This is a genomic window from Algoriphagus sp. (assembly GCF_024642405.1).
Taxonomy (GTDB): Bacteria; Bacteroidota; Bacteroidia; order Cytophagales; family Cyclobacteriaceae; genus Algoriphagus.
Genome location: NZ_JAHEBC010000283.1, coordinates 1 through 5117 on the forward strand (window position 1 = coordinate 1; position 5117 = coordinate 5117).

7 protein-coding genes are annotated in these 5117 nt (G+C 36.3%); all 7 read right to left on the minus strand.

Annotated features, from left to right (window positions below):
- Positions 1 to 717, minus strand: a 717-nt coding sequence (locus Q0L68_RS16145) for a phosphoglycerate kinase (protein WP_296705177.1), incomplete at its 3' end; no start/stop codon positions are given.
- Between the two features lie 121 nt (positions 718 to 838).
- Positions 839 to 1804 (minus strand): L-threonylcarbamoyladenylate synthase, encoded by a 966-nt coding sequence (locus tag Q0L68_RS16150; protein WP_296705185.1) that lies wholly within the window; start codon positions 1802 to 1804, stop codon positions 839 to 841.
- 1 nt (position 1805) lies between these two features.
- Positions 1806 to 2474: a tetratricopeptide repeat protein gene (locus Q0L68_RS16155; protein WP_296705186.1), complete on the minus strand. Its 669-nt coding sequence runs from the start codon at positions 2472 to 2474 to the stop codon at positions 1806 to 1808.
- A gap of 87 nt (positions 2475 to 2561) precedes the next feature.
- Complete coding sequence (locus Q0L68_RS16160; protein WP_296705179.1) at positions 2562 to 2993, minus strand: thioesterase family protein; 432 nt, start codon at positions 2991 to 2993, stop codon at positions 2562 to 2564.
- Positions 2993 to 3544, minus strand: coding sequence for an NUDIX hydrolase (locus Q0L68_RS16165; RefSeq protein ID WP_296705180.1), 552 nt, complete (start codon positions 3542 to 3544; stop codon positions 2993 to 2995). The genes Q0L68_RS16160 and Q0L68_RS16165 overlap by 1 nt, the downstream gene beginning before the upstream one ends.
- The gene (locus tag Q0L68_RS16170) at positions 3537 to 4163 is read right to left on the minus strand and encodes a hypothetical protein (RefSeq protein WP_296705181.1); all 627 of its coding nucleotides are present in this window, start codon (positions 4161 to 4163) and stop codon (positions 3537 to 3539) included. Before Q0L68_RS16170 ends, Q0L68_RS16165 begins: the two co-directional genes overlap by 8 nt.
- Positions 4132 to 5117 (minus strand): RecQ family zinc-binding domain-containing protein (locus Q0L68_RS16175; protein ID WP_296705183.1); only part of this gene is annotated, 986 nt, incomplete at its 5' end. The genes Q0L68_RS16175 and Q0L68_RS16170, both read right to left, overlap by 32 nt.

The window sequence follows — 5117 nt, forward strand, 5'->3', positions numbered from 1 at the left end:
ATCTCCAATAGAACCACCTTGTGCTTTTGCAAAAGTATAGGACATTCCTCCTCCGATAATTAGATTATCTACTTTATCTAAAAGTTGCTCAATGATCAATATTTTATCAGAAATTTTTGCTCCACCCATGATCGCAGTATAAGGTCTTTCAGGATTACCCAACACTTTATCGGCGTTTTTCAACTCAGAAAGCATTAAATAACCACATACCTTATCATAAAAAAACTGAGCAATAATGGAGGTGGAAGCATGAGCTCTATGTGCCGTGCCAAAAGCATCATTTACATAAATATCACCAAGCTTGGCAAGTTTCTTTGCAAATTCTACATCCCCTTTTTCCTCTTCTTTATAAAATCTAAGATTCTCAAGCAGTAAAACCTGACCTGGTTTTAAAGACTCAGATAAAAGTTCTGCTTCCTGTCCGATACAATCCGAAGCAAATTTAACTGGTCTCCCAAGTGCTTTTTCTAAGTCCAAGACAATATGTTTTAAAGAAAATCTATCTTCTGGACCAGATTTTGGCCTTCCCAAGTGAGACATTAAAATTGCAGCTCCTCCGTCATTCAATATTTTTTCAATAGTAGGTATAGCTGCTTGAATTCTTGTATCATCAGTTACATTGTAATCATTATCCAATGGAACATTAAAATCGACACGGACAAGTGCTTTTTTACCCTCAAAACTGAGGTTATCAACATTTTTGATTCTAGGATTCATAAGTAGGTAAATAGATTTTAGGTACTCTTCTTGATTAAAAAGAAAGTGAATTTATTAAAGATTCGCTCAAATAACGACTTTCAAAGCATTTGAATTTAAAAAGGGAGAGAAAAAAAGATAGCTACTTTTCAGCTGCCGCTCTTTTCAATCGATCATTAATAGCATTTCCCAAACCTTCAACAGGCATTTCTTCAGCCAAAATAACCTCTATATTCTGCTCATCTAAATACCTCATGAACCCAAAAAGATTTTGAGCAGCTTCTTTCAAATCACCTGAAGGACTCAATTGCTTTTGGTATTCAACCTTCACGTCTTTGAAAGTTTTAGATAAACTCATCACTCCAAATCTCTTTTTGCCTCTTAAATGATTCGATACAAGCTCATCTAGGTTGCCCAATAAAAAAGGTTTTCTTGGGGCATAATGACTTTCCAGCAAACCTGGGGCTTGGGGATTGGAAGAACTATGATTCTTTATTTGAACAAGTCCAACAATTTTTTCAATATCTGCTACCTCCAGACCTCCTAATCTATAAATAAACAATTGATCATTTTCCATTCCCACAATAGTACTTTCAAGACCTACCTGACAACTTCCACCATCCAAAATATAGGGGATTTTTTCACCTAATTGATCCTGAACATGCTTGGCAGTAGTTGGAGATATGTATCCAAAAGGATTGGCACTAGGAGCAGCAAGAGGGAAATCAAGTATTTCTAGAAGAGAATTTGTCAATGGATGATCCGGAACTCTTACAGCCACTTTCTCCAATCCTGAAGTAACTAAATCCGGTACGTTTGATTTTCTTGGCAAAAGGAGTGTCAAAGGTCCTGGCCAAAACTTTTTTGCGAGTTTATACAATGGTTCAGGAAATTCTCCTACAAAGTCATCAACCCTTTCTATTGAAGAAGTATGAATAATCAACGGATCAAAACTAGGCCTATTTTTAGTTTCAAAAATCGAAGCCACTGCCGCAGTATTAAGTGCATTTCCAGCTAATCCGTAGACTGTTTCGGTTGGAATTGCAACTAATTTTCCTGCTTTAAGAAAGTTTTTGGCTTGAGATATGTCTTGACCGATTATAGCCATTTTATTCGCAAAAATCCTCAATCCAAGTTTTTGCATCCGTATATCCTAGACTAAGTGCCATTTTCAGATCGGCACATCCCTCCTCTTTCTCTCCTGTAGCACTCATTCTAGTCACTCCCAAAAGATAAAATGCAGCTCCATTCCTTTTATCCAAATTGACTGTATTTGTTAAGGATTCCATCGCTCCTGCAGGATCGTTATTCCCAATTTGGGCTTTTGCTCTATTAAAATAAACCAATGGTTGGTTAGGATTAACTTGTAAGGCTGCGTCGAAATCTAACAGTGCATCTTCATACTCCTCCAAACCCAAAAGAGCTAATCCGCGATTGTAGTAAATATCAGTTTGAGATTGATCCAATCCATTGGCCATATTATAATCAGCCAAGGACTCCTTGTATTTCCCAAGTTCAAAATTTGAATTGGCTCTATTGAACCAAGGCTTATACATGGAACTGTCAGACTCAATTGAAGCAGTGAAAACCGGAATAGCTTCCTCAAATTTTCCTTGTTGAAAAAGTGCTACGCCTTTTGCATTTAAAGCGGTGGCATTTGAAGGGTTTTGTTCCAAAGCACGATCAAAATAAACAATTGCTTCGCTCCAAGCTTGTTGATCCATTTTTTCAATTCCAGCTTGAAATAATTCTTCCTCACTTGGGCTACAACTAGCCATACCAAATGCCATAAGGCAAACTATTAAAAGTTTTTTCACAGGGTTAAATTTTCGGCAAAGATAAGGAATCTCAGTTGGGAAAGCTTTCTAAACCTCGAGTTTAGTTCTGTATTCAGCTGGGATAGGGGTAGGTTTCATAGTTTTCATGTCTACTGAAACCAATGTGCAATGACATTTCGAGAAAACTAATTCACTGTTATCTGGAGTCTTACCAATTATATATTGCTCTAAATCAAAAGATGTATTCCCAATTTTGGTGCATTTCACATATGCAGTTATTTGATCACTTAAATGAATTGGTTTAAAATAATCTATCCCGACATGAGCCACGACTGTGCCTACTTCCATTATATTCCATCCACAATAATCCAGCAAGTATGAAGCTCTGGCGTGCTCGAAATAATTGAAATAAACTCCATTATTGACATGCTGATAGCCATCGATATCAGAAAAGCGTATTTGAATTGGAATGGAAAAATCATGTTTTCCAATAATATCTGAAACTTCAATCTTTGGCATTAAAGCAAAATTTCTGATTTACTGGTTTTTTCAAGCATTCTTAAAATCGAAGGATTATACCCGATCATATCAACTACAGAATCAAATGTAATCCAGGCAAGAGAAATACTTTCATCGCTGATTTGCAAAGGTTCATTGATATCTGCTTCCAGGATATATCTTACATCATAATGAAAATGTTCTGGAACGTGGGGGCGCTCAGGGATGATGTGTTTATCCAAATCAAAAATTGTTGAATCAACCAAAACCAAGGATTTAAGCCCGCTTTCCTCTCTTGCTTCTTTCATGGCTACATCTATCAGATTTTCATCTCCATCAGCATGACCACCTAATTGAAGCCATCTTCCGAGTTTCCTATGTAGCGTCAAAAGGGTGTGTGTACGTCTTTTGTTTACAATCCATGCGGATGCAGTGAAATGACCTTCAATCCTTTCTCTCTTATAGGCTAAAGGGTCATCGGTCAATTCCAAAAACGAATCGATGAATACGGACTCCTCCTCGTAAGGGGTTCTATACTTTTCCAACTGACTTTTTAATATGGTTCTATCCATCATAGTTTACTTCAAATAGTAAATCCAGAAATTGATCAAAAGGTTTTGGGTTATTGTATAGCCTGTCTGAATATATCGTAACTAATAGTTTTATATAACTTGGGGTATTGTCAATACTTATCTTTTCCAAAGCAACATTCCCAAAAAGTTGGGAAATCAACTCTCCTTCTGTAGGGGCTTGAAGGGGCGGTTTAAAGTAAAACTTTTCTGTAAGCTTCACTTGATCATTGATTTCTTCGATCTTCCTATCCAAACTTACCTGCCTATATCCCAAAGCTAGAACTCGTTGGCTAAATGCCAAGAAAACCTTTGAAAAAGATTTCAAATTTAAAGGTTCGCCGTAGCTAACTGCAAAACCATTTGCATAGGGTGATTCAAAAATATGAACCTGAGGAAATTCGTTGATTTGAGTTTTTTTGAAATGATAATTTCTATAAATCAAATTAAGAATTTCTTTACCTTCTTCATTTTGAGACCAGGAAACAGCTTCATCTAACTCCTCTTTCTTTAAAGAATAATTTTCTTTATGATTCAAGGGTATCTGCTCAGAAGACTGAAACACCTTTTTATACAAATCATCGAAGAAATTACCCATTATTTGAAATTTCGTATTTGCCATCGGAAGTTGAGGAAATTTTGCCAGATTCTTCCAAATTTCTAAGAATTGAAAATACCTTTTCGGAAGCAGGAAGCTTCAAAATATCCAATAGCTGACTTTCATTTAACTCACCGGAATTATTTAAAGTTTCCAAAACCTTCTTTTCCAGCCTTTTTTCTTCGGATGCAAAATCAGAAGATTTTTTATTTTCTATACACCAATCACAGATTCCGCATTTTTCATCGGTAGGTTCCCCAAAGTATTCTTGGATAAATTGAGTCCTACATATTTTATTTTGATGAGCATAAGCAACCATACTTTGGGCATGATTTAAAGTTAACTCGCGTCTTCTTTCTATTCTTTCAAAATTCAATGGCAGTTTACCAGCATCATACCTCGGAGTCAAAAAAGTCAATTGAGGTTTATCTTTCCGTTGATCATAATCCATTACCTCAAGTTCGGACAATTTCCTTAACCTGCTGATTACATCAATTTCCCTTATTTCTAGAGTTTTGGCAAGCTTTGCCTCCTGAATAGAAAGATATTCTGAAAACAAATTTCCTCCATAGGTTCTAAGTAAAACCTTTACTAAAGGATCCAATGTAGCATGAGCTATTTGTACTTCATAAAGTCTTGCGGGATCTACCAGAAAATGAATTCTGGATGGAGCATAAAAACTTTCATTTAAAGAGATCAGCCCTTCTTCCTCCAATACTTTTAGCGCATAAAAAGTCTCTAAAACTCCTAATTCATAGTTGTTTGCAAATTCATGATACACAAAATCAAAACTGCTAAACATAGCACTTCCCACAGCCAGCTTGTAGTAATTAGCCAAGCATTGATAGACTCTCCGAATAAAGTCAAGGGGAGGATATACCAGAGCAGCCCGATTCATTACTAGTTCAAAATCCTGTTCATTACTCATCAAAACAGCATAGGATTTTTTACCATCTCGTCCGGCTCTACCCGCTTCTT